The sequence below is a fragment of the Haemophilus parainfluenzae T3T1 genome, from assembly GCF_000210895.1.
GTDB classification, from domain to species: domain Bacteria; phylum Pseudomonadota; class Gammaproteobacteria; order Enterobacterales; family Pasteurellaceae; genus Haemophilus_D; species Haemophilus_D parainfluenzae_A.
This window is the reverse complement of record NC_015964.1, coordinates 1,616,523-1,642,181: the sequence shown is the minus strand read 5'-3', so window position 1 is coordinate 1,642,181 and position 25,659 is coordinate 1,616,523. Positions and strand designations below refer to the sequence as shown.

General features: G+C 38.2%; 24 protein-coding genes. 7 read left to right on the top strand and 17 right to left on the bottom strand.

The features are described from left to right. Positions 1–53 precede the first annotated feature (53 nt). The 10 genes from PARA_RS08190 to PARA_RS08145 form a co-directional block, all read right to left on the bottom strand. Positions 54–1,265 (bottom strand): tetratricopeptide repeat protein, encoded by a 1,212-nt coding sequence (locus PARA_RS08190; protein ID WP_014065360.1) that lies wholly within the window; start codon positions 1,263–1,265, stop codon positions 54–56. Between the two features lie 107 nt (positions 1,266–1,372). Beyond that, positions 1,373–2,629 (bottom strand): tetratricopeptide repeat protein, encoded by a 1,257-nt coding sequence (locus PARA_RS08185; protein WP_014065359.1) that lies wholly within the window; start codon positions 2,627–2,629, stop codon positions 1,373–1,375. Between the two features lie 234 nt (positions 2,630–2,863). Further along, complete coding sequence (locus PARA_RS08180) at positions 2,864–3,325, bottom strand: threonine/serine exporter family protein (RefSeq protein ID WP_014065358.1); 462 nt, start codon at positions 3,323–3,325, stop codon at positions 2,864–2,866. A 4-nt stretch (positions 3,326–3,329) separates the two neighbouring features. Beyond that, a complete protein-coding gene (locus PARA_RS08175) occupies positions 3,330–4,100 on the bottom strand; it encodes a threonine/serine ThrE exporter family protein (protein ID WP_014065357.1) in 771 nt (256 codons plus the stop codon). Positions 4,101–4,229: 129 nt separating this feature from the next. After that, positions 4,230–4,877: a glutaredoxin 2 gene (gene grxB, locus PARA_RS08170; RefSeq protein ID WP_014065356.1), complete on the bottom strand. Its 648-nt coding sequence runs from the start codon at positions 4,875–4,877 to the stop codon at positions 4,230–4,232. A 3-nt stretch (positions 4,878–4,880) separates the two neighbouring features. Further along, on the bottom strand, positions 4,881–6,815 hold the full coding sequence (recD, locus tag PARA_RS08165) for an exodeoxyribonuclease V subunit alpha (RefSeq protein ID WP_014065355.1): 1,935 nt from the start codon (positions 6,813–6,815) through the stop codon (positions 4,881–4,883). Next, complete coding sequence (gene recB, locus PARA_RS08160) at positions 6,815–10,495, bottom strand: exodeoxyribonuclease V subunit beta (protein WP_014065354.1); 3,681 nt, start codon at positions 10,493–10,495, stop codon at positions 6,815–6,817. Before recB ends, recD begins: the two co-directional genes overlap by 1 nt. A 111-nt stretch (positions 10,496–10,606) precedes the next feature. Beyond that, positions 10,607–10,963, bottom strand: a complete 357-nt coding sequence (locus PARA_RS08155) for a DsrE/DsrF/TusD sulfur relay family protein (protein WP_005696059.1) — start codon at positions 10,961–10,963, stop codon at positions 10,607–10,609. 61 nt (positions 10,964–11,024) lie between these two features. Beyond that, the gene (locus PARA_RS08150; RefSeq protein WP_014065353.1) at positions 11,025–12,332 is read right to left on the bottom strand and encodes an NCS2 family permease; all 1,308 of its coding nucleotides are present in this window, start codon (positions 12,330–12,332) and stop codon (positions 11,025–11,027) included. 19 nt (positions 12,333–12,351) lie between these two features. Next, on the bottom strand, positions 12,352–13,305 hold the full coding sequence (locus PARA_RS08145) for an oxidoreductase (protein ID WP_014065352.1): 954 nt from the start codon (positions 13,303–13,305) through the stop codon (positions 12,352–12,354). Between the two features lie 76 nt (positions 13,306–13,381). On the opposite strand from PARA_RS08145, the gene ybaK reads away from it, so the two are divergent. Continuing rightward, entirely contained in the window at positions 13,382–13,861 is a 480-nt protein-coding gene (ybaK, locus tag PARA_RS08140) for a Cys-tRNA(Pro) deacylase (RefSeq protein WP_014065351.1), read from the top strand. A 57-nt stretch (positions 13,862–13,918) separates the two neighbouring features. Here the strand turns inward: ybaK and fabA are convergent, their stop codons facing one another. Together fabA and PARA_RS08130 are read right to left on the bottom strand one after the other, a co-directional pair. Beyond that, positions 13,919–14,452 carry a bifunctional 3-hydroxydecanoyl-ACP dehydratase/trans-2-decenoyl-ACP isomerase gene (fabA, locus tag PARA_RS08135; RefSeq protein ID WP_014065350.1) on the bottom strand — a complete coding sequence of 178 codons (534 nt, stop codon included), beginning with the start codon at positions 14,450–14,452 and terminating at the stop codon, positions 13,919–13,921. Positions 14,453–14,620: 168 nt separating this feature from the next. Continuing rightward, complete coding sequence (locus PARA_RS08130) at positions 14,621–16,411, bottom strand: AAA family ATPase (protein WP_419760872.1); 1,791 nt, start codon at positions 16,409–16,411, stop codon at positions 14,621–14,623. A 114-nt stretch (positions 16,412–16,525) separates the two neighbouring features. Here PARA_RS08130 and matP point away from each other — a divergent pair, with 114 nt between their 5' ends. Further along, positions 16,526–16,975 carry a macrodomain Ter protein MatP gene (matP, locus tag PARA_RS08125; protein WP_005696051.1) on the top strand — a complete coding sequence of 150 codons (450 nt, stop codon included), beginning with the start codon at positions 16,526–16,528 and terminating at the stop codon, positions 16,973–16,975. Positions 16,976–17,055: 80 nt separating this feature from the next. Here matP and cspD read toward each other — a convergent pair whose 3' ends face one another. The 5 genes from cspD to PARA_RS08105 all read right to left on the bottom strand — a co-directional run bounded on the left by cspD (position 17,056) and on the right by PARA_RS08105 (position 18,966). Continuing rightward, positions 17,056–17,265 carry a cold shock domain-containing protein CspD gene (gene cspD, locus PARA_RS08120; protein ID WP_005696050.1) on the bottom strand — a complete coding sequence of 70 codons (210 nt, stop codon included), beginning with the start codon at positions 17,263–17,265 and terminating at the stop codon, positions 17,056–17,058. Positions 17,266–17,411: 146 nt separating this feature from the next. Beyond that, a complete protein-coding gene (locus PARA_RS10345; protein WP_014065348.1) occupies positions 17,412–17,576 on the bottom strand; it encodes a YoaH family protein in 165 nt (54 codons plus the stop codon). A gap of 12 nt (positions 17,577–17,588) precedes the next feature. Continuing rightward, positions 17,589–18,305 (bottom strand): tRNA pseudouridine(65) synthase TruC, encoded by a 717-nt coding sequence (truC, locus tag PARA_RS08115; protein ID WP_014065347.1) that lies wholly within the window; start codon positions 18,303–18,305, stop codon positions 17,589–17,591. Next, on the bottom strand, positions 18,306–18,626 hold the full coding sequence (locus tag PARA_RS08110; protein WP_005696046.1) for a YqcC family protein: 321 nt from the start codon (positions 18,624–18,626) through the stop codon (positions 18,306–18,308). Between the two features lie 70 nt (positions 18,627–18,696). Beyond that, positions 18,697–18,966, bottom strand: a complete 270-nt coding sequence (locus PARA_RS08105) for an acylphosphatase (protein ID WP_014065346.1) — start codon at positions 18,964–18,966, stop codon at positions 18,697–18,699. 121 nt (positions 18,967–19,087) lie between these two features. Here PARA_RS08105 and PARA_RS08100 point away from each other — a divergent pair, with 121 nt between their 5' ends. The 5 genes from PARA_RS08100 to rsxC all read left to right on the top strand — a co-directional run bounded on the left by PARA_RS08100 (position 19,088) and on the right by rsxC (position 25,659). Continuing rightward, entirely contained in the window at positions 19,088–19,744 is a 657-nt protein-coding gene (locus tag PARA_RS08100; RefSeq protein WP_014065345.1) for a curli polymerization inhibitor CsgI-related protein, read from the top strand. Between the two features lie 94 nt (positions 19,745–19,838). Next, positions 19,839–21,992 (top strand): YccS family putative transporter, encoded by a 2,154-nt coding sequence (gene yccS / locus PARA_RS08095; RefSeq protein WP_014065344.1) that lies wholly within the window; start codon positions 19,839–19,841, stop codon positions 21,990–21,992. A gap of 101 nt (positions 21,993–22,093) precedes the next feature. Then, positions 22,094–22,672 carry an electron transport complex subunit RsxA gene (rsxA, locus tag PARA_RS08090; protein WP_005696042.1) on the top strand — a complete coding sequence of 193 codons (579 nt, stop codon included), beginning with the start codon at positions 22,094–22,096 and terminating at the stop codon, positions 22,670–22,672. A gap of 70 nt (positions 22,673–22,742) precedes the next feature. Next, positions 22,743–23,336, top strand: a complete 594-nt coding sequence (rsxB, locus tag PARA_RS08085; protein ID WP_014065343.1) for an electron transport complex subunit RsxB — start codon at positions 22,743–22,745, stop codon at positions 23,334–23,336. Then, the gene (gene rsxC, locus PARA_RS08080) at positions 23,329–25,659 is read left to right on the top strand and encodes an electron transport complex subunit RsxC (protein WP_014065342.1); all 2,331 of its coding nucleotides are present in this window, start codon (positions 23,329–23,331) and stop codon (positions 25,657–25,659) included. Before rsxB ends, rsxC begins: the two co-directional genes overlap by 8 nt.

Below are 25,659 nucleotides of genomic sequence, written 5' to 3'. Positions count from 1 at the left end.
CCTGCTGAAAAGCAGGTTTTTATTTTGTTTTTTAATATGTATATCTATCGCTTTTACTGATTCTCTTTCTGCATTTTTTCAAACATCTCTAAACTTTTTTCTTGTAGCTTATCTAATTCTTTAAGCATCTCTTCCGTATAGCCAGCTTTTTTAATCCAATACTCTGCTTCTTTAGCATCCATATTGCCTTGCCCACTCAATGCCATAGCGGCTAACTCCTCAATCGCCTCTTGGTTCCCTAATTCTGCAACCTTCTTAAGGAAAAATAGCGCTTTATCATCATCTTGCTCAACACCAATACCTTCGCCATAGATATAATATAACTCAAGAAGCGCATCTCCATAATTAAGCTCTGCGGCGCGTTGATAGTATTGAATGGATTTAGCTAAATCAGCTTTTTCTCCATAATACAAACCTAATTGATAAAGTGCATGTGGCTCATCATTGCTCGCTGCCCTTTCTAACCAAAATAATGCTTCTTTATTGTTGTCAGAATAAAGATCAAAAAAATTCATCGCGAGTAAATACTGTGCATAGCCATATTCTTTTTCTGCGGCTTTAACTAATAAAGGCTTCGCTTTTTTAAACTTATTTTCTCGAAGATAAAGATTAGCGAGATTCGTCATCCCCATCGTATTGTTCTGTTTTGCTGCCATTTCATAGTATTTCATCGCTTCTTTAATACTAAAAGAAGTGCCGATTCCAAATTCATAAGCATAGCCTAAAGAATCCGAATAATGCATATCGCCAGAATCCACTTTCTTTTTAAGTGCATTGAAACCCTCTTTCATCAATGTTTCATCTTCTTGAGTTTCACCTACTGTAATTTTGGTGACTTCATTTCCTAATTCAAGTGTATTACCTTCTTTCCTCAATTTTTCATCTTTTTGAATTTTACCTAATATAATTTTGGCAGCTTCATTCCCCAACTCAAGCGATCTTTTCGCTGCTTGGGCGGCTTCCTTCAAATTGCCATTATTTTGTTGATGAATAGATAGGAAAAATAAAGCATCCGCATTCTTTAACTTTTCAGCTTCCTGAAAATACTTCACTGCTAGAGTACGATTTACGGGATATGAAATACCGTAGAAATAATCATAACCTTCTTCATAAAAGGTTTTCGCTTTTTCAGCGCGCTGGGCTTGAGTCATGGGTATCTGTTCAATCATCACCAAGTCTGTTAGAGCCTCATTTGATTTCACAGGTATAAAATGAGTTTGTAGATTTAATACGGTTGCTGCAATTAATGCGACAATATTTGTCATTTGGATTCCTTTTGTTAGAGGACTATTCTGTTTCCATTCAAGAATAACAAGCGGTTAAATTTCTTCCTTGTTTTGCAAAAACACGATGAAATTTAACCGCACTTTCATTATTTTTTCTTGTTTAATTTTGCTTCTAATGCTTTAATTTTTGCTTTAATTTTTTTGTTATCTCGTTTGGTTTCTTTCTTTTCAATTTCGTACCCTTGTTTATAAGCATCTAATGCCGCATTATCATCTTTGGCGAATTCTTCATAACGCTCTGCCAATTGATAATATACATTATATGAAGCTTTTTCTTTCTCGCTTAAACTTTCATCCAATGCAATTATGTTATTAAATAACCCTTCTGCTATTTCATAATTTCGTTCAACACCTCTGCCTTCTAAATAGCGAATAGAAAGCTCATTCATGGCTTCTAAATTTTGTAATCGAAATGCTTCCTCTAATAACTCTACAGCTTTCTTATCATCCTTTTCTACGCCTTCGCCATTTTCATATAAATAACTTAACTCAAGCATCGCCTGAGAATCATTCAATTTGGCAGCTTTTTGATAATAATAAATGGCTTTGTTTATATCCTGATTATGATAATAACTCGCTAAATACATGATGGCTTGAAGGTTATTATTTTCAGCCGCTTTATTGAGCCAATAAAGTGATTCTTCTGAGCCCGCCTCATAAATGCTATAACCTAAATTGTATTGTGCCATATCATTATTTTTTTCAGCCGATTTCAGCATAAGCGGTTTAGCCTTTTCAATTTTATCCTGTTCAAGGTAAATTTCACTTAAATGTCCTAATGACATCGCATTACCTTGCTCAGCCGAAGGGGTAAAAACTTTAATTGCCTGTTTAATATTCTCTTCAGTGCCGATACCGAAACGGTAAGCATAGCCAAGTACATTAGAATAATGTAAATCGCCTTGTTCAACCTTCTCTTTTAATGCCTTAAAGCCTGCCTTATATAATTCTTCAGCATCCCCAAAATATTCCAGTTCGGAAATTTCCGCCAATATATACTTTCCTGCCATGTTTCCTAGCTCAATAGCAGAATCAGCATATTTTCTAGCTTGTTCAAGATCGCCATTATCTACCGCATTCATCCCTAAGAAAAAGAGGGCATCAGCGTGACCTAAATCGGCAGCTTCTTTTAAAAATTTATTCGCTAAAGTACGATCAACGGTTTTTGTGATCCCATATTCATAATCAAAGCCTTTCTCATAAAGTGCTTTTGCTTTTTCAAGACGTTGGTCCTGTGTCATTGATGTCATATCACCTGGATGTTTTTGTGATAACTCAGGAAGTGAGTTTAATGCGTTTGCAGCAAAAATAGTTGCAATGATAGTGACAATAAGATTAAGCATTTGTATTCCTTCTATTTTAAGAGCGGTTAAATTTCTACTCTTTTATAAAAACATCGTGAAATCTAATAAACACTAAATAATATAGTTATTTCACTCAACTATTCAAGAAAAAACACCTACAAAATTTAGAAATCAAGGGAATATATGGGATTATGATTCAATTAAAAAAATAAGGAAGTATTACACACGTCCTTAATTTAAACTTATTAACGTTATAATCAAAATACTTTTTTTCTACACAACGGGCCTTTGTCTATAAAACAATAATCCTGGCAAGGCTAAACCTAAAACTAGCGCCCCCAAAATAAAGCTGGTATTGATAAAAGAGCTGATCATTTGCTCAAATAATTTATCGGAAAATCCATAATGATGAATTTGTACGATAGCAATCATCGCTTTATAAGCATGAACACCCGGAATCATTGGAATAATTGCCGCAACGGTAAAGACTTTTGGATGGGCTAAATAGCGATGAGATAAATGCACACCAATAAAACCAATCACACAAGTGGCAAAAAAAGTGGCAAAAACAATCGGGACTCCAAAGTGTAATAATAAAGTTCTCGTGACATGCCCAAGCGCGCCTAAAATAGCACAATACTTTAAGGCTTTAGGCGGAACATTAAATACTAAAGCAAATCCTACTGCTGGAATGGCGGCAAAAAGCATATCGTCGAGTAAATTCAGTAAAAACATTCTATTACCCCACCCACGAAACAATATTTAAAAGATCTAATGCAAAAACGATACCTAAACAAGCACCAAAGGTGAGAACCGTAGCAATGGTCCATCGTCCTATTCCCATATTGACATACCCTTTTAAAATATCTGCAAGTGAATTAATTAATGGGAATCCCGGGACGAGTAATAAAACGCTAGAAGCCAATGCAATATGAGGATCATTACCTAAACTATATTTCAAACTGACACCGGAAATCAGTGAGGCAACAAAAGCGGTAATGGCAAAAACGATGAGTGGATTGTAATGACGTTTAGAAATTTCTTGTCGAACAAACATGGCAATGGCAGAAGCGATAAAGGTGATTGCACAAATTGTGATATCTCCACCAGAAAGATGAGCAAAAGAGGCACAAGATAAACCAATCATAAACACCACCAAATAACGGTTATATTTTAGTGGTTTTAATTTATCCAGTTTCTTTTGAGCCATGGACAAATCATACAAGTGATGCTCTACAGCAACCACAATGTGCTGAACATCCGTAACGATTTGCATATTAATGCCTTTATCGACATTCTTCCGCACGGTGGTAATACAATGCTGCTTAGAAAGTGTGGTCAATAAGACGGCATTTGCCGTTAAAGCACACTCCACGCTTTCAATGCCTAACGCTACACCTAATCGCTGTGCCATTTGTACGACGACAGCACTTTCTGCGCCATGCTGTAACAATAATAAAGCGGTTTCCACACAAATACGGGTAACCGCTCGTTGGTATTCCTGATCCATATCTCTGCGCTCTTATTAAAGTAAACGTTAGAGATTATAGATCGATGAATAAAAAATACTGAAAAAATGACCGCACCTATGATCCAAGTCAAAACTTCAGTATTTCCTAGCCCTATTAATCAGCTGTGGTTAAATAGCTTTATCAAAATACAATGGTACATCGCTTAACTTAGCCATATTCGTGATATAACCTAAAACCGCTGGTGGGAATTCGATTCCTTTCACACAAGTCAGATTTCGTAATACAGGGAAAACGATAATATCTTCGAGAGAAAGTTGGCCGTTTAAGGCATTTTCAGATTGAATTAATACAGCTAATTTCTCTAAATCGCCTTTTAAGCGAGTGAGATAGGTTTCGGTCTTCGCAATATTTTCAGCAAAATCACCAATAAATTCCGTTTTCTTTTTAGTAAAATAATTAACCGCACTTTGGGTTTCAAATTCAGCTAAACCAATTTGCGTAAAGCGTGCAGTCGTAAGATGACCATAATAACTGCCGACTTCTTTTAACCATGCTTCAATTTCAGGACGAACGTGTTCAGATAAGATTTTTTCACCAAAATGTTCATCTACATAATGCACGATATCCAAACTTTCCGGCATCGCAGTACCATCTTCTTTGACAAGAATTGGCACAACCTTTTTGCCCACTAAACCAATTGGCGTTGCTTCATCATCATTTGCCAGCACTACAAGTTCTACCGGTAAATTTTTTAAACCAAAAATCATGCGGGCACGTACACAAAACGGGCAATGATCGTAAACATATAATTTCATTTTTTACTCCTCTTCTTCCTGTAATAACTTTCCTAAACCACTTTGTCTTTTTACCGTATTTCTGACCGCACTTTGCCAGATTTTTTCATTAGCAAATACGGAAAGTTGATTTTTCGCACGGGTAACACCGGTAAATACCAGCTCTCGTGAAAGCACTGGATTGGGTTCTGTTGGTAACACTATAACGGTATGATCAAACTCCGAACCTTGGGATTTATGAATCGTCATCATAAATGCAGGTTCGTGAGCGGGAATACGACTGGTAGAAACTTCTCGATTGCCGAACCACACTTTGCCTTTAGCTAAACACAAGCCAATATCACCGTTATACAGTTTCACGTTATGATCGTTTTCGGTAATCATAATTGGCTTACCGATATACCAATCATCCTCTTGGCGGAACCAAAGTAGTTTTTCTGCACGCAATGCTAAAGCAATTTCTCGATTTAACTCTTCCACACCTAATGCCGAAGCGCGAAGTGCGGTCAAAAATCTCACCGAATTAAAACGGTCTAAAATTGCTTCCGCATAAGTTTTCTCATTGCCCTTTTCATCTATAAATTTTGCATTGAGATCTTTCTTCTGAGCAAAATAAGTTTGAAGTTGCGTTAAATAAACACGGTAATTTTCGACCGCACTTTTCACCACTTGACGAACAGATTCTTTAACGTCTTGCTCTTCATCAAAATGATGGAAATGTAACTCTTGTGGATATTCCGCAAAGGTTGCCACACTGCCCTCACCTTTTCCTTGTTGAATTTGCTCAGCAAGTTGTTTTATGCCCGAATCATCTCGGAAACGACGACTAAAGGTTAAATGGCAAATGGCATCACGTAGCGGACTATGTTCATCTGAAGTTGGAACGGTATAGCCTGTTGTTGTATGGATATAATCAGCTTGAGCGGGGCTATAATCTAGCGTTAAAAACTGTGCAATTTCACCTAATACCGCGCCAGCTTCCACTGAAGCCAATTGAGCTTGGTCGCCCAATAAAATCAAACGCGTTTCGGGCTTCAACGCTTGCACCAGTTTCGCCATCATCGGCAAATCAATCATCGAAGTTTCATCCACCACTAACACATCAATTTGCAGTGGATTATGTGCATGATATTTCACGCTATCGGTAAAAGGTCGAACGCCTAATAAACGATGCAACGTTTCTGCGGTTTTCGGAATGGATGCACGTAACTCATCTGAAATCGGCATTTGTGCCAAGGCATTTTCAATGGATTCCGTTAAACGAGCCGCCGCTTTTCCCGTTGGCGCAACCAATTTAATATGAAGTTTGCCACCAAATAATTCCTGTAATACACATAATAATCGAGTGACTGTCGTGGTTTTCCCTGTTCCCGGTCCACCTGTAATCACAGAAAATGGAGTTTTCACTGCTGTTGCGACTGCTACTTTTTGCCAATCAATTTGTGCTTGTTGTTGAGGGAAATAACGATCTAATAATGCCCGAATTTGTTGCGGTTCTACCGATAAAGTGCGGTTATTTTTCAAGGCATTTTTAATATATTGCGCCACGCGGAACTCATCTTGCCAAGCTCGATAGAAATAAATAGCCCCAAATTGAAATGCGAGAGGCGCAATCTGATTTTCAGGATCTTGTGTAAAAGCAATATGCCCCGCTAAGGCTGATTGCCATTTGGATACAGGAAGCGAACCAATCTTTTCATTGATAAGCGACAAAAAATCCGTTTCAGTATGACGATAAGCCAAACCAAATAAATTACGTTCTAAGAAACGATCTAACACACAACAAGTATTGCCTTGTGTATAGCTCCAGTTGCAAAGTGCGGCTAATAAAATCGCTAAATTTTGTACGGGTTCGGCATAGCCTTTATCTTTTTGTTTATCAGCAATTAATTGAGCAAAATAATAATCGCCTTGAGTAATCACACCTTGTTCTTGCAAGGATTTTAATAGGCTTAACATTAAAATAATTCCTCTAATTGTTGGATTAATTGCCAATCTGGTTTATCAAAAAAGATGCCCGATTGTGGCGAACCATTCATTCCTCGTAAAAATGCATAGACCACACCACCAAAATCTCGCTTGTAATCGTAGTGAGGCAAACGTGTTTTTAAATAACGGTGCAATGCCACCACATACAACAAATATTGCCAATCATAATGATGCTCTAACATGGCTTTTTTCAATGCAGCTTGATCGTAATCCTTTAATATTTCGCCCAAGAAATTCGATTTGTAATCAAGCAAATAATATTTATCTTGATGACTGAAAACTAAGTCTATTGTGCCTCGCACCATGCCTTGAATATCATCAAACTGTAACGGTTCTGACGGCAAATGATGTAAGGTTGATAACGCTCGATTAAAACCTGTGACATCAAAATGGCTTGTGATATTGAGATAAAATGCCAACTCTTTTAAGCATTGTTTTTCGTTAATTTGTGCAAGGGTAAAATCATCGTTTGGCAAAATTGGCGTGCTGAGTATTTGTGCAAACCAGTATTGAACTGCTACAAATTGCTCTTCTGCAAGATTCAAATCCTGACATAATTTTTCAATATTTTCTTTCTCAGCCAGTTGAGCAAAAGGCACCTTTTCAAAATAACGATGCAATAACGTACCGATTTGTGTTCCCCGTGGGAAATCTAAAACCATTTCATCGTTATCATGAGCAAGTGCGGTCAGATTTTCAGGGATATTTTCTGTTGAAATCGAGGCATCATAATCTTTCGCATCATCAAAAATGAGCGATTTTTTCACCGCACTTTCATTCAAATAAGCTTTGCGTTGATGTGTTTGTTCAATGCCACTAAAGCTTGTCACTCGCCAATCTTGTTCAATTTCACCTCGGAAAGTTTCCGCACTTAAATTTTCTTGAGAAACATTTAAGGTCAGTGGTTCACTGGCTTGTAACACATCGGTTAATTCAATCGCTACATCATTGGGTAAAAGCTGCTTAAATTTTTCCAATACCGGTTGGGTATCCCAATTATTTGGCAAATCGAGTTTTCGACCAATTTCACCTTGCGTTAAAACATATAATAAAGCATTCCATTTTTTATCAAAGGCTTTCGGTAACACAAAGGCCATTTGGTATTTTGCTCGGGTTAATGCCACATAAAGCAAACGCAATTCTTCCGCAAAAACTTCTTCTGTTAATTCATCCAAGTGTTGATCTTGCATATCCCACAAGGTTTTCTCTTCATCACTGTCGTAATATAAATTAAACAGTTTCTTCTGCTTACCTGATTTTGTTGGGTCTTTTGCTTCATTACCTAAAAATGGCAACCAAACCAAATCATATTCCAAGCCTTTGGATTTATGGATAGTCACAATCTTCACTAATTGACGTTCGCTTTCTAAACGAATTTGTGCTTCTTGACGACCTTCATCTTGAATTTGCTTTTCAAACCAGCGCAATAATGCCGCTTCACTTTCATTTAATGCCGCTGCTTGCTGTAAAATTTCGGCTAAATGTAATAAATCCGTCAGTTTTCGTTCGCCATCAGGCCGAGATAATAGTTTTTCTGTGATATTTTCAGCTAAAAGTAAATGGTGCAACATCGGCAATACGCCTTGGCGTTGCCAAATTTGTTGATACTCTGCGAATTTTTCAGCCCAACGTTGCCACTGAATTTCATCCTGGTGAATTTGGTGAATTTCAGCTGCATTTAAGCCGAAAAGTGCGGTCGCAATTGCATTTAAAATTGGGCGTTCCGTCACGCTTAAACAAGCTTGCAAAATCAAGGCTAGTTCTTTTGCTGTGTTACTCTCAAAGACATTTCCCCTATCCGAAAGGTAAACCGAAGCGATACCGAGTGCTTGCAATTCTTTCTTCACGAGATCCGCTTCGGTATAACCACGCACCAAAACGGCAATATTTTCTGCTCGCAATGTTTGATTTTCCGCTTTGCTTTCATTCGGAAAAACAATCGGATTTTCAGCCGCACTTTTTAACCATTGCTGAATCGATGTCGCGCAAGCTTTCGCATAATCTTGCTGGGTGGATTCGTCTTTATCATTAATGTAAAAACGGAAGGCCGGTTCAGGCTGATTATTTAACTGAAAAACAAGATTTTTCTTGGCTGCGCCTACATTTAAAAATTCTATATTTTCATAAATAAAGGGATCATTTTTAAAATCAAATAATCGATTTACCCCGTCCACTAAAGGTTGAGAAGAACGATAATTTATGCCTAAGTTAAAACGTTCATTGGCTTCTTTTGCTGCTTTTAAATATGTAAAAATATCGGCACCACGGAAGCGATAAATCGCCTGTTTTGGGTCCCCGATCATCATAAAGCCAACATTACCAGACGCGGTTTCATTGTGATAAATTTTCGAGAAAATTTGATACTGTAACGCATCTGTATCTTGGAATTCGTCAATCATGGCAAAAGGATATTGAAAACGAATTAACTCCGCTAACTGTTCACCGCCCTCACCATGTAATGCTTCTTTCAATAAGCGTAATAAATCATCAAAGGATTTTTCAGGATGATTCGCTTTGTATTCAAGAAGTTTCTTTTGAATACCTTGACGATAGTGATAAAGAATGATTTTTTTTAATAAATCACTTGATTGATGTTTTGCAACCAGTTCTTCGAGTTCTTCAAAAATCGGTGCATAAAACGGTATAGCCGCTTTTTTATTTTTCGTTTTTTCTGTCGGCTTTTCGTATTTTTGTTCAATCGAAGATTGTAAAAAATACTTCCTTAATGTTTCATGAATTTCATAGTCTAGTGGATTATTTGCCCATTCATTAATCTGTTCAATCCATGTTTTAAGACGTTCTTTTTGGTAGCTTCTACGACTGAGAGATGTGAGCTGATCTTTTGGATAATCTTTTGTTATTTCCTCCATGATAATGGAGGAAATTTTATCTACATTTTTTAACCAAAAAACTTTTAAAGCTCCAATAGCTTTTAATCGCTCTCCCACACTTTTCTGTAAAAATTCATCAATTGACAACGACAAGCTTTGTTGGTTGTCCGTCGCTACCGATACATCTTTGTTTAAATCCGATTCTAAAATACTTAGCACATCATCAGGCGAACCTAACTCTTTCGAGATAAAATTAGCAATCTCGAAAGGTTGGGAATAAAAATGCTCCCGCCAAAATTCATTTGCAAATTGTTTGAGTAAATCAGACTGATCTTTGAGAAGTTTTAAATTGAAATGCACACCTGAATTAAAAGCATGTTGCATTAACATTCGGCGACAAAAACCGTGAATGGTATAAATGGAGGCTAAATCTAAATTTTGTTCAGCCAGCTTCAAGCGACGAAGTGCGGTCGGAATATCCTTTAAATAAGGCAACAATTCCGCTAAAAATTGATGTTCCCCAGTAAAAATCGCCTTATCTTTTGTCTCATAATATTCAGAAAAAACCGAAATTGCCGCTGTTAAACGTTCCCGAATTTTACGCTTTAAATCTTCCGTCGCCATTTCAGTAAAGGTTACCACCAAAATTTCTTCCACATTTAACGGACGAGAAAAACGATTCTCACCCGCCTGCAAAAGTAATCGAAGATAGATAGAACCGATGGTATAGGTTTTCCCAGTACCTGCAGAGGCTTCAATTAAATTGACTTGATTTAAGGGTAATGAAATGGCATTAAGTGCGGTTGATTTTTGGCTCATTTTTTATTTTTCTGTAAACATTAGAGTGTCCCTATTGTAGGGATTTAGCTGAGGGATTTCCATAAAAAATGCGGTGAAATTTCACCGCACTTTAATCTTTATCTTATTATTTTAGAACGTTAAAACTTTATCCGCCCATAATGTCCATTCTGAGACATCATCTAAAGTACCAAGGGTCACGCCGTCAATTAATTTAGCATCTAATAAACCACGTGCTTTTACGCAGCTGGTGCATAATTTAATTTCAGCACCTTGTGCCGCTAAAATGTCGATAAGTTGTTGGATATTGAAACCTTCATTTGGGTTTTGCCCAGCGATACCGCATAAAATCGCATCAGAAAAGCAGAATAATTTAATATTTACATCCTTACTGTGCTCTTCTTTCATATTGATGGCGAAACGAACAGCGTTGAAGGTTTTTTCTCCGCTATATGTGGAATCATTGACGATAAAAAGAATATTTTGCATGATGTACTCCTTGTTACAATGCTATAAAAATGAAGGCGTAATAAATTACGCCTTTATGAAATCAGCCAACCCAAACGAACTTGGCTACAAATAATAAAGACACTACCCACACAGGGGCATTGATCTCGCGTATTCTACCTGTACAGGCCTTCATGACGCAATAGCTAATAAAACCAAATGCGATACCTTCAGTAATTGAATAAGTAAATGGCATCATCGCAGCAGTGATAAAAGCAGGCGTTGCTTCAGTTAAATCATCCCAGTGTACACGAATAAGGCTGGATGCCATTAAAATCCCTACATAGACTAATGCCCCTGCGGTTGCATAAGCCGGTACGACACTAGCAAGTGGCGAGAAGAAAATGGTAAGTAAGAATAAAACACCGACTGTTACTGCTGTTAAACCTGTTCTACCACCGACAGAAATCCCTGCACCACTTTCAATATAGGTACTGATAGCCGATGTTCCAATATAAGAACCAACAACGGCACTTACGCTATCCACATAAAGGGCTTGTTTCATTTTGGGGAAACGACCTTTTTCATCGCTAAAGCCCGCTTTATCAGTCACGCCTAATAAGGTGCCTGACGAGTCAAATAAGTTGACTAAAAGGAAAGAGAAAATAATGCCGAGCAAAGCCGTATCTAAAGCACCAGCAATATCGACTTTTCCTACAACCGCACCTAAGCTTGGTGGCATAGAAACAATGCCGTGGAAGGTAACTTGGTCATCAATTAAAAGCGCTAATCCAGTTACTACCGCGATAGAAATTAAGACGCCAGAGAAAATATTACGAGCAGCTAAAACTACGATAATGAAGAAACCTAATACGCCAAGCAGAATCTTCGGATCATGTAAATTACCTAATGCCACTAAGGTTGCAGGGTTCGCTACAACCAATCCCATATTTTTAAAACCAATTAAGGCAATAAAAAAACCGATACCCGCACCAATTCCCACGCGCAGTGAAAGCGGAATCGAAGCCATTAACCAATAACGGATTTGGAATAAGGTGAGAACAAATAAACCAATCGAGCCCCAGAAAATGGTACCCATGCCCACTTCCCAAGAATAACCAAGCTTGCCAACGACTACATAGGCAAAAAACGCATTTAACCCCATGGCTGGCGCAAGAGCGATAGGTAAATTACTGAATAATCCCATCGCAATGGTGCCTAGCGCGGCGATTAAACAAGTCGTCACGAAAACAACTTGTTTATCCATTCCCGCATCACCTAATACGGATGGGTTCACAAACACGATGTACACCATGGTAAAGAAGGTGGTGATACCAGCGATAATTTCGGTTTTGGTGGTACTGCCCTTTTCTTTAATGGAAAAAAGACGTTCAAGTAAAGATTGCTGCATGGTTTTTCCCTTAACTTAATTAATAACCTTGGTGATAAATCGATTCAAGTAATTTAACACCTAATAAGGCGATATTGAAACGTTGCTCATCGGCAACTGTCCAAAATTCGACGCCATTTTCAACCGCACTTTGTTGGCTGATATGCAATTTTACGCTATCTTCACCATTTTCGTTTTCACCGTTAATCACGGGGGTAACAAGGCTATCGTGTAATTCAATCAATTCGCTTTGTTGTGGTTGGAAATCAAATTCATAATCTGAAAGTGCGGTCACTTTTTGTGCCATGCCGTAGAATACAGGCACTTGAATTTGATGGAAAATGACATTGTCTAACTGCGGGAAGATTTTTTGTAATTGCAGATTTAAATTAGCCGCTTGTTGTGGAAACACATCAAAGGCAAAACGGGTTTCACCTTCTTCTAATGGCATGCCGTTCAGTAAACGAGCAGTTTGTCCCGCAAGTTTATTTACGGTTTCACCATTAGTATAAGAAGCTGGTAAAAGTGATGTTGCAAAGACTTGAGTTAAATTCGTTTGTTGAATGATTGGTAGTAGAGATAAGGCTAATTGACTCACTTGCGGATCGGGTAAACTCACAATGTTACGTTGTCTTAATTCAGTCAGATTTTCTTCATTGATTGTAGGGACCACAACAGGAACATCAGACAATGCTGAGCAAATTCCTTTTAAATCAATCACCACACAGCCACTTTCTGCTGCTTGTGCTAATAGAGGCGCTTGGTCAATTTGGCCTGCGAAGAAAAGATAATTAACGCTGTCCCACTCAATCTCATCAGTGGCTAATTGAGCAACGGCTTTATTGCGAAAACGCACCGCTTGCTCTTCTTCAAAAGGATAAATTTCTACGATAGAAATCTTGCCAACATCTAGCTCACTTTGTTCAAGTGCTTCGGCAATTTTTTCACATAGATCAAATTCTGCTGCAATAGCAATATTTAGGCTTGCGTCCATTTTTCTCTCCGCTGTAAAATGTTCTGAACCGATTCATTCTACAGAAAAAAGACTAATAAATACATAAGGAAATCAGATGACACCGGCAATTGATTTACTAAAGAAAAATAAAATTCCTTTTACTCTCCATACTTATGATCATGACCCTAACAATACGCATTTTGGCGATGAAGCCGCTGAAAAACTTGGGCTTGATCCACACCAATCCTTTAAAACACTTTTAGTCGCTGAAAATGGTGATCAGAAAAAATTAGCGTGTTTTGTGCTTTCCACGGCAAATATGTTGAGTTTAAAGAAAGCAGCAAAAGCCATTGGTGTGAAAAAAGTTGAAATGGCCGATAAAGATGCCGCACAAAAAAGTACGGGATATTTAGTTGGAGGCATTAGTCCATTAGGTCAAAAAAAACGGGTAAAAACAGTGATAAATTCGACCGCACTTAATTTTGATACGATTTTTGTTTCAGGCGGGAAACGTGGATTAAGCGTTGAATTAGCACCTCAAGATTTGGCTAAATTACTGAATGCTGAATTTGTCGATATTATTGACGAAGAATAGAAAAAAAGCCCGAATGAATCGGGCTATTATTTTTATATGATGTTGTGTTTATTTGAATTAGAAGCTTGATGTATCTTGGAATAAGCCAACTTTTAAATCAGTTGCGGTGTAGATAACGCGACCATCCACTTCCACTTCACCGTCAGCCATTCCCATTACTAATTTGCGATTAATCACACGTTTCATATTAATGCGATAAACCACTTTTTTCGCGGATGGTAAGATTTGTCCAGTAAATTTCACTTCACCTACGCCTAATGCACGGCCTTTACCTTTACCGCCAACCCAGCCAAGGAAGAAACCGACTAATTGCCACATCGCATCTAAACCTAAACAGCCAGGCATGACTGGGTCACCAATAAAGTGGCAACCGAAAAAAGGTAAATCTGGATGAATATCTAATTCTGCTTCAATATACCCTTTACCAAACGCACCGCCGTCTTCGGTCATTTTTACAATACGATCCATCATCAACATCGTTGGTGCTGGAAGTTGCGGGCCTTCTTTACCAAATAATTCACCACGACCAGAAGCTAATAAATCTTCATAAGTGTAGCTGCTTTTGATGTTGGGTGTACAGGTGTTTTCCATTTTTTATTTCCTTGTATATATAGTTTTGCTTGGTTACAAACAATAAGTGTAGATTCTATGGGGATTTATAAGAAATGTAAACAGCGAACACTTGTTAGCTCAACTTGTCGGATCAGTCAGTAAAATTAAGATAAAAGAAAAGCGAACACAAGGTTCGCTTTTAAGAAATTAAGATTTAAAGAAATCTAACCAGCTTTTTTTCGGCGTTTCCGAACGGAAAGCAATTCGATTTTGAATTAAACGTGCAATAGGCTCTTTGCCTTTGGCATATTCTTCTTTCTCTTCTAATAAATCGCGGTCAAATAGAATCTTGGCTGTTTGATAAATATCCTCGACTTGATAAATAAAGAACTGCTCATTTTTCACCGCTTCAACCACTTCATCAGATAAGCTTAGTTGTTGAATTGTTGTCGCGGGAATAATCACCCCTTGTTTACCCGTCAAACCGCGACGTTGACAAATGGTGAAAAAGCCTTCAATTTTGTCATTCACTCCGCCTACTGCGTGCACCAAACCAAATTGGTCAATGGTACCGGTAATCGCAATATTTTGTGGTAACGGCAAATCAGATAACGCACTGACTAATAAGGAAAAAATAGCTAGAGATGCACTGTCACCATCAATTTCACCATAAGATTGTTCAAACACTAAAGACGCAGAAAATGGTAACTGTGATGGCAACTCTAAGATACTTGCCAAGCACGCTTCAGAAATCATCATGCCTTTTCCGTGAAGGTTACCCGCTAATTCGTTTTTACGCTCCACATCCACAACTTCACCATCACCAAACTGCACTAAGCAACTGATACGAGAAGGTTCACCGAAACAAACCGGTGTGCCTGGATATTCAATCACAGACAAGCCATTAATCTGCCCAACAATTTCACCGTTGGTTTCCACATAAATCTGTTCGTTGAGAATATCCGCATAAGTACGTTCACGTAAGAAACCATGCTGTTCGTTCTTTTGTTTAAAAGCTTGCTCAAAATCAACCGCACTTAAGGTTTGTTTTTGTGACAACGTCGCGGCATTAAGCAACATTTCTGTTATTTTTAACGGGGAAATGTTAATTAAAAAGCGATCTTCGCTCTCACGTACTAATAACTGATAAAGTTTATTTAATGCCGTTAAATCTAAATCAAGTTCATATTTTGAGGCTAATGCCAACACATAATTAGCCCAATTTTCTTGTGCTTTCGGTTGTGCAACAGAATAATAGCTTTCAATTTCCGCGTAATCCGCCAAGCTGTAAAGATCTTCTTCTAACTCACCTAAGGTCGCAATTTCAGTGCGATTGCCTAAAATCACCACTTTTAAATTAAGTGGATAACTTGGAATATCACAAGGCAGGGTTTTAAATGGATGGGCTGAATACCAATCAAAAGTTTGCGTTTGTAAAATATGTTTTAAGCGTTGCCATAAATCAAATTGGCTTAGCATCGTTGCTGCACTTAGAATCAAAACGCCCCCATTGGCTTGATGCACTAAACCTGGCGTAAGCAAAATATCTTGTGAACTTGGATGAACGCGCACACTACCAAAAAGACTAAATTGATCGGCATGTAATGCCTTCAGAACATCACCTTGTGCGGCAAAATTATCAGCAAGAGATTGAGCAGGCTCGGTATAAATGCGAGGGAAAGAAAAAGAATCTCCCTGCTCAACCACATAATTCACCCCAAAAACTGACCGCTCTTTTGGCTGTTCTTGGCGAATAAGTTCTGCTAATAAATCGGCATATTCTGCTTGATCATCTGCTTTTAAAACTAACAAAGAACGACGAGGTTGTTTTAAAAATAAAGAAATCGCTTTTGTGGCGTGTTTTTGTAATGACCAAAAATCAGCCTTTTCAGCTGAAAGTTCAGTAATCGATAATTCTGGTTGTAAGGCTTGCCAATTTAAGGCTTGTTCCGAAGATGTAGAAGTCACGACATATCTCGCTTTAATTAAATTGGCGATATTATCGCACACTTCACACTGAGTGAAAATCCGTTATAAAAATCTACTGGAAAAATTTATTTAAACAGCGTATATTTATAAGGTTACCACGTCACTAAAAAGCATAATAAAACGATGAAATACCAAAAATTAGAAAACCAAGAAGCAAACTGGAAATGGATTTATCTCATTCGTAAACATCGCGAAGGAGAAAAAATTACCCGTTACGAAGAAAAAAGCTTAGAAGAAAGCAAAGTTCAAGAATTAATAGAATGTCAGAATTATCCTGAAAAAATCGAGGAATGGATTAAAAATCACCTTTCTCTTGATTTACCTATTAAGCTTGATCAGGCTATTCGTGCAAGACGTAAACGCTTTTTTAATGCTGAAAAACAATCAACGAAGAAAAAATCTATTGATTTAGAATATGGTGTTTGGCTTCGTTTGTCTAAATATTCAAGAAAAATGAAAATGACACTTTCTGAAACCATCACTTATATGATTGATGAACGTGAAAGCAAAGCATTATATGAAAGCCAAATGACGGCGATGAAAGCCGGTTTGAAAAATTTGCTCAATAAATAAAATGAAAAAAAGCCAAGGTCGAAACCTTGGCTTTTGATTATGCTAAATAGAGAAGATTTTGAAACGTTTTAGCGTTTCGCCTATTCCGCAATCGGAATAATTTTTGTGGCGTGAGATCCTTTGTCGCCGTGAATCACTTCAAACTGCACACGTTGACCTGCTTTTAATGAACGGTAACCATCCATTTCAATCGCTGAATAATGTGCAAAAATGTCTGTATCCACGCCTTCTGCAGAAATAAATCCAAATCCTTTTGCGTTGTTAAACCATTTTACTACACCAATTTCCATAGTAGACCTCTATAGGCTTCGCCCTTAATACTTAAAAACAATAAGACTCATGCCTTATCACCTCAATTGGAAATATATTCAAACATTTTATTTTTTTATGCAACAGCGAAACTTTAAAAATGATACATTGATCACAAAATTTTTACTTATTTATTATCAGAAGTCTCTTTATCATCTTTTTGATGAATTTCACGTAATGCTTTTGCCACAATTTGAATTGCTTCGCCGCTACTCATTCCTTGTGCCATTAATTCCTGAATTTGTTCTACTGCTTTTTGTTGTTGTTCATGGGTTAAATTAATATCTAACATGATTTCTTCTCGTTAAATTGACCAATTAAATAATTTCATCACGTGCTCCCATTGTTCATCTAAACCAGCCTTAATTTCTATTTTGATTAAATGAATAGGATGCTCAAAAATAAGTGTATCTGCGTGTAAAAATAAACGCTGACAGCCAGAATATTCTGTTAAAGCACGATTTTGATGTAAATCACCATATTGTGTATCACCTAAAATAGGATGAAAAATATGTTTCATGTGACGTCGTAACTGATGTTTTCTTCCCGTTTGGGGAATTAGCTTCACTAATGAATATCTTGTGGTTTGATAACGCCCTACCGCATAAGGCATTTCCACAATGTTTAAGCCTTCATAATCCGTCACCGCCTCTTGAGGGGCTTTATCTTCTTGCGCAAATTTATCCGCAATCTTATCTAATTGGATTTTAAGGGGATAATCAATCCGTCCTTCGCCTTGCAAATAACCTCGCACAATCGCTAAATAAGATTTTTGCACCGTTTTCTGTTCAAATTGCTGACACATTAAATTTGCTATTTCACTATTTAAGGCAAATAGTAATACACCTGATGTAGGGCGATCTAATCGATGAATAGGAAAAACATGCTGCCCGATTTGATCGCGCAAGGTTTGCATTACAAATTGCGTTTCATGAGTATCAAGCCAACTACGATGCACCAACATGCCTGCTGGTTTATTGACTGCCACAAGATATTCATCTTGATATAAAATTTCTAACATTTATTGATTTTGTAATAAGGCTTCTAATTCACGTAACGGTGTTAATAATTCAACTAAAAAATCTTCTTCTGCTTCTTTAAACGCTTCCTCTAAATAAGGTGACACCGCAATTTTTGAGGGTAACTCAGCGCCACTTTCAAGTAAGGCAAACATTCTTGGAATAAAAATCCATTGCAACCATTCTTCTGGTGACATGGTATCAATAGCAAAAGGCTCTTCACTTAAAAAGGCGTCTTGTGAAGGAGGAACGGCTTGCCATAAATCAAGTTTTTGCATAGCAAGTTGTAATTGTTGAAGATGAAGTTTTGTTTGATTACGCATGATTTTTCCTATTTGTAAACAAGCGGCGTATTCTACGAGCATCAATTCACACTGTAAAGTGCGGTCAATTTTAGCGATGAATAATCGAAAAGTCAGAATACCGTTTATCTTCAATATTATCGACTAAGACCCGTTCAACACTTGCGGTTCTTGGCCCGACGTTTAACCAATCATAAAAGTGTTGCAGTTGGTCATCATTGCCTTCCGCAATGATTTCGACACTTCCGTCTGTACAATTTCTTACCGTGCCTTTAATACCAATTTTCTCTGCTTCTTTCCACGTAAAATAGCGAAACCCGACACCTTGAACTCGACCATATACGACAAATCGTTTTGCCATGATTTGCTCCTTTGTTACAAAAACTTTTTAAAAATTAACCGCACTTTCCTATTCCCATTTTTTAAAAATTAGCATAGCATTACAACCATCTAATTTCATTCAAAAAATAAAAGGAGTAATTATGAAATTATGTAAGTTTGCTTTAGGTGTTGTCGCGCTTGCAGTGAGTACGAGTAGCTTAGCAGGCATGGTAACCACTTCATCAAACCTTGAATTTCTTGCAATCAACGGCCAAAAAGCCAGCAAATCTCTTCTAAAAGAAAAAAAATCATTTAATGCTGATGCAAACCAAACACAACAAGTTGTTGTGCGTTTAGGTGAAATCGTAGGCTCAGGCTCTAGCCAAGCGCTTTTTGAATCTAACCCAATTATTGTGACTTTCCAAAGTCCTGCTGATGATGTTGTGGTATCTGCAGAAAAAATTCGCTCCAAAGAAGATGGTGAAAAATTCAATGCTCAACCACAAATTACTGTTAAAACGAAATCAGGTAATGTGATTGATGCTAAAATCGATACTTTAAAACAAGAAGGTTTATTCCCAGCAGCTAATATTGTTAACGATTTAGCTGAATATAATGCTTCAAATGCGCCAGCGGCAGTTTCAGCTTTAGCTGCGCCTGCAGTTGGAATGATGCCTGCTGCGTCAGGAAAAGCTGCGAAAGGCAAAGTGGTTGTACAAGGTGAAAACGTTGCTGAACAACAATTACAATACTGGTTCCAACAAGCAGATAAAGAGACTCAAACTCGTTTCTTAAACTGGGCGAAAAAACAAAAATAATCGTTTTTTAACCGCACTTTGATAAAGAAGTGAGCTTTCCCGCTCACTTTTTTATCATCCAATTTTTAGTCACACAATAAGCAAGGATATCAACATGAACCAATGGCTTAATGCAAAAGTAATCGCTTCAATACCTATTTTTATTGCAGTGAATATTGCAGCGTTTGGCATCTGGTTTTTTGATATTTCTACGCAATCTATGCCCTTGATTTTAGGGATTATTGCAGGCGGTTTAGTGGATTTAGATAATCGTCTTACCGGACGATTAAAAAATATTTTTTACACTTTAATTGCCTTTGCCATTTCAACCTTCATCGTTCAACTCAATATTGGTAAACCCATTCAATACGTATTGCTGATGACCATCATCACCTTTTTATTTACGATGGTTGGTGCCGTGGGTGAACGTTATCGCACCATTGCATTTGGTACGTTGGTGGTAGCCATTTATACCACCCTCACTTATACACCAGATAATTCTGCGAGTTGGTTTATCAATCCTGTAATGATTTTATTGGGCACCTTGCTCTACAGCATTGTGACCATCATCGTCTATCTCTTTTTCCCAAACCGTCCAGTACAAGAAAGCGTGGCAAAAGCGTTTTGTGCACTTGGTAATTATTTAGATGCCAAATCCGAATTTTTTGATCCTGATGAAATTGATGAAATTGAGAAAAAACATCTTAATTTTGCGATGAAAAACACCAATGTGGTGGATGCCTTTAACCAAGCAAGAACAGCTCTTTTCTATCGTATTCGTGGACAACATCGACATGCTCGTACACAACGTATGATTCGCTATTATTTTGCCGCGCAAGACATTCATGAGCGTGCAAATTCTACACATTTTGATTATCGACAAATTGCGGAACAGCTCAAAAATACCGATTTAATTTTCCGTATTCAGCGCTTGCTCGAATTACAAGCACAAGCCTGTCACGATATTACGGCTTGTCTGCGTCAAAATACGCCTTATCACTATAATATTCGCGTAGAAAAAGCATTAATGGGCACAATTCAATCTCTTGAGCTTTATAGCAAAGAACACGCTGAACAAAACAATGTGTTACTCGCCCTTCAAACGCTTATTGATAATCTGAAAAGCATTAACTGGCAGCTACGTCAGCTTGAGCAAGAAACCAGTGAAAATGATCAAACGGCACAAATCCATACTGAGCAAATTACAGGCCTAAAAAATATTCTGTCTGTTATCGGAAGTAATTTTACCTTTGAATCACCACTTTTCCGTCATGCTGTGCGTTTGTCTATTGTGGTATTTTTATGTTGCTCCATTGTTGAATTTTTCCAATTTAATTTGGGGTATTGGATTTTGCTTACAGCAGTATTTGTGTGTCAGCCAAACTATTCGGCGACGAAAGTACGGTTACGTCAGCGTATTGTAGGTACGATTTTAGGGGTAGTTATTGGCTCCTTATTGCCTTACCTCAACCCTACATTAGAGATGAAACTTGGCTTAATGGTGGTGACCAGTACGCTCTTTTTCTTCTTCCGAAGCAATAATTACAGCTTCTCCACGTTCTTTATTACGCTGCAGGTGTTGATCAGTTTCGATGTGATGGGATTTGATACTCAAGCGGCACTCTTCCCTCGCCTCATTGATACCGTATTAGGTTCAGCCATTGCGTGGTTTGCGGTTTCTTATTTATGGCCGGATTGGAAATATCTGCAACTCGATAAAGTGAGCCGCCAAGCGATTCAAAGTGATGCACAATATTTATTGCACATCATCAGCCAACTACAATTTGGTAAAAGCGACGATTTGAAATACCGTATTGCACGCCGTAATGCCCATCAATATGCAGCTGCATTGAGTACAACGCTTTCCAATATGAATAATGAGCCGAAGAAATATCAAGCTTATTTACAGGAAGGTTTTGACTTATTAAAAATGAATTATTCTCTATTGAGTTATATTTCTGCTTTAGGGGCATATCGCTATAAAATGACGCAGTTGCAGCAAACCACAGAATTTTTAGCGGACTTTTATCCTATCGCGAAAAAGGTTTTATATACGCTGGAAAATATTGAAAAGCTTCGTCCTGAAGTTTTTGCCAAATTACAAGGTAATATTGAGCAAAGCCTAAAAGAAATTCAGTTGGATGACAATCAAACTAAAGCAGATATGGCTTTTGCCTTACCATATCAGCAGCTTAACCTGATTTCTCAATTGCTACCGCAGCTATATCGCTATTTCCAACATAGTCAGAAAGAATCCATTACCAAATAAAAAACAAAGGAAAAACTGACCGCACTAACCCAAATTTTTTATTGTTCTCAGTGCGATAAATAGAGATAATACGCCACTTATGTAAAATAAATTTAGACGCAATGACACATTACATTCTACTCATTATCAGCACCGCATTAATCAATAACTTTGTTTTGGTCAAATTCTTAGGTCTTTGTCCATTTATGGGCGTATCCAAAAAGATTGAAACGGCGATTGGTATGGGGCTTGCTACGACATTCGTATTAACCGTAGCATCACTGTGTTCTTATTTAGTCGATAATTATATTTTAATGCCGCTAAACGCCACATTCTTGCGCACTTTAGTTTTCATTTTGGTGATTGCCGTTGTGGTTCAATTTACCGAAATGGTGATCAATAAAACAAGCCCATCACTTTATCGCTTATTAGGGATTTTCTTACCGCTGATTACCACAAACTGTGCCGTACTCGGTGTGGCATTATTAAACGTTAATTTGGCACACAATCTAACAGAATCTGTCATTTATGGTTTTGGTGCTTCTTTAGGTTTCGGTTTAGTTTTAGTTTTATTTGCAGCCTTACGTGAACGTCTTGTTGCTGCAGATGTACCCATTACGTTTCGTGGCTCGTCTATTGCGTTAATTACGGCCGGTTTAATGTCTCTCGCCTTTATGGGCTTCGCCGGGTTAGTAAAATGATTTATCTCTTAATGTTTATTACTGTGACAGTGATTTTTCTCGGCTTATTTTGGAATAACACTAAAAAATAATGTTTATCTTAATTTCAGTAACCGTTCTCGCTTTAATTTTTGGTGCGATTTTAGGCGTTGCTTCGATTAAATTAAAAGTCGAAGCTGATCCTATCGTTGAAAAAATTGATGCCATCTTACCGCAAAGCCAATGTGGGCAATGCGGCTATCCTGGTTGCAAGCCTTATGCTGAAGCAATTGCGAATGGTGACGTTATCACAAAATGTGTACCTGGTGGTCGTCCAACAGTGGTAAAAATTGCCGAAATCATGGGGGTTGATGTACCCGCAATGGATGATGTCGCTGAACCAGAAGAAATGGTTGCCTTTATTGATGAGAATATGTGTATTGGCTGTACTAAATGTATTCAAGCCTGCCCTGTTGATGCCATTATCGGTACAAACAAAGCCATGCATACTATTATTCCTGATCTCTGTACTGGATGTGAACTTTGCGTAGCACCTTGTCCGACCGATTGTATTTCCATGATTAAAGTGAAAAAAGATATTGATAATTGGAACTGGAAGTTTGATCCTAAATTAGTCATTCCGGTTGTAAATACTACAGAAATCGAGAAAAAATTAGTGGTTGGGGAGTCGGAATCACATGGCTAATGTATTAACGAGATTTAACTCAGGTAAGATTTGGGATTTTAAAGGCGGTATTCATCCACCTGAAATGAAATCTCAATCAAACCAATCCCCTATTCAGCAATCAGAACTTGCTCATGATTTTTATGTGCCGATTAAACAGCATGCCGGCACTGCAGGAAATGTATTAGTTAAAGAAGGTGATTATGTGCTTAAAGGCCAGCCTTTAACACAAGGTGATGGCTTAAGAACCTTGCCTGTTCATGCGTCGACTTCTGGTACGGTAAAATTTATCGGAAAACATGTTGCGCCCCATCCTTCTGGTTTAACCGAGGACATGATTCATATTCAAGCGGATGGCTTGGATAAATGGCGTGAGCAATTTCCACTTGAAGAGTTTTTCACACAACCTGTCGAACAACTCATTGAGCGTATTTATCAAGCAGGCGTTGCAGGCTTAGGTGGTGCGGTATTCCCGACTGCGGCCAAAATTCAATCGGCTGAAAAGAAAGTTAAACTCTTAATTATTAACGGCGCAGAATGTGAACCCTATATTACCTGTGATGACCGCTTAATGCGTGATTACACGGATGAAATGATCGAAGGGATTCGCATCTTACGTTATATCTTACGCCCTGAAAAAGTGGTGATTGCGGTTGAAGATAATAAACCTGAAGCGATTCAAGCTATTCAACAATCGCTGCATGGCGCAAATGACATTGAATTGCGCGTTATTCCGACTAAATATCCATCAGGTGCTGCCAAACAACTGATTTATTTGCTTACCGGCATGGAAGTGCCAAGTGGCGGACGTTCTTACGATATTGGCGTATTGATGCATAATGTCGGTACAGCTTTTGCGGTGAAAAGAGCGGTCATTAATGACGAACCGTTAATTGAGCGTATCGTTACGCTTACGGGTGATAAAATTTCAGAGAAAGGTAACTACTGGGTACGATTAGGTACACCGGTTGACCACATCTTGGCGCAAGTTGGCTATCAATATGATGAGCGCTTCCCTGTTTTCGCAGGCGGACCGATGATGGGATTACAACTTTCTGATCTTAACGCACCCGTCACAAAATTAATTAACTGTTTATTAGCACCCGATCATTTTGAATATGGTGAACCAGAACCTGAACAATCTTGTATCCGCTGCTCTGCTTGTTCTGATGCTTGCCCTGTCAATTTAATGCCACAGCAACTTTATTGGTATGCTCGCAGTGAGGATCACCAAAAATCAGAAGAATATTGCTTAAAAGATTGTATTGAATGTGGCGTGTGTGCTTATGTTTGTCCAAGCCATATTCCGCTTATTCAATATTTCCGACAAGAAAAAGCCAAGATTTGGGAAATTAAAGAAAAAGCGAAAAAAGCCGAAGAGGCTAAAATCCGTTTTGAAGCAAAACAAGCTCGAATGGAACGTGAAGAGCAAGAACGTAAAGCGCGTTCACAACGTGCGGCAGAAGCTCGTCGAGAAGAACTTGCAAAACAAAAAGGTGAAGACCCAGTTAAAGCAGCGTTAGAACGCTTGAAAGCAAAACAAGCGGGTTCAGCAGCAAATAAAGAAACGAAAACTATTGTATCTGAGAAAGGGGAAATCTTACCGGATAACCATGAACTCATGGAGCAGCGTAAAGCCCGTCGCCTAGCTAAACAACAAGCACAAGCAGATACAGGCACTGTGACGGATGTAACAACGTCACAAGTTGATGAAAAAGAGGCGAAGAAAGCAGCAGTTGCTGCAGCTCTAGCAAGAGCGAAAGCCAAGAAAGCTGCTGCTCAAGGTGAAACAGTTGCGACAAATGAAACTGAAAGTGCGGTCAAAAAAACGGATGAAAATCCAACCGCACTTGATCCGAAAAAAGCCGCAGTAGCTGCAGCCATTGCAAGAGCCAAAGCTAAGAAAGTCGCCGCTAATAATGAAACTGTTACAACACATGAAACTGAAAGCACGGTCGAAAAAACAGATGAAAACTCAACCGCACTTGATCCAAAAAAAGCCGCTATCGCAGCAGCCATAGCAAGAGCCAAAGCTAAGAAAGCTGCTACTCAAGGTGAAACAGTTGCAACAAATGAAACTGAAAGTGCGGTCGAAAAAACGGATGAAAACCCAACCGCACTTGATCCGAAAAAAGCGGCTGTAGCCGCTGCCATTGCAAGAGCCAAAGCCAAGAAAGCTGCTGCTCAAGCTGAAACGGTTGCAACAAATGCAACTGAAAGTGCGGTCGAAAAAACGGATGAAAACTCAACCGCACTAGATCCGAAAAAAGCCGCTATCGCAGCAGCCATAGCAAGAGCTAAAGCAAAAAAAGCGGCTGCTGAAGCTGCCAAAGAAACTGAATAA